This window comes from Streptomyces sp. WM6386 (assembly GCF_000972385.1).
GTDB lineage: Bacteria > Actinomycetota > Actinomycetes > Streptomycetales > Streptomycetaceae > Streptomyces.
The window spans coordinates 1-394 of the sequence record NZ_JXTE01000574.1 but is presented as its reverse complement, the minus strand read 5'-3'; the positions used below and the strand labels follow the sequence as shown (position 1 = coordinate 394).

The following is a 394-nucleotide window of genomic DNA, read 5'->3' as shown; positions in this document are numbered from 1 at the left end:
GCCGATGACCCTGTTGCTCGCCTTGTTGTCCGGGATGGCCGTGGTCGGCGGGCTGATCGGCACCGTCGCCGGGATCGTCGGCACCACCGCACCCCGCCAGGCCCCGCTGCGCCAGCGCTGGCAAGCCTTGCGGGCCGGCCAGCACCAGGACCAGGGCGAGGAGGTGCGGCTACGTCGGCGAGCCCTTGCCGTCTGCGCGCTCGTTGTCTTTCTCGCGGTGTGGCTCCTGTCCGGGAACTTCGTGGCAGGCCTGCTGTTGAGCGCGGCGGTGGTGGGGGTGCCGTGGCTGATCACACCGTCCAAGATCGCGGCCGAACGCATCGGCCAGCTGGAAGCCCTGAGTGAGTGGACCCAGCGCCTGGCCGGGCTGCTTCGGCTGGGCATGGGCCTGGAA

Annotated in this window: 1 pseudogene; it reads left to right on the top strand. The window is 71.1% G+C overall.

The window, feature by feature from the left end:
* Nucleotides 1-394, top strand: a pseudogene (locus tag TN53_RS42755) (hypothetical protein); the annotation flags it as partial.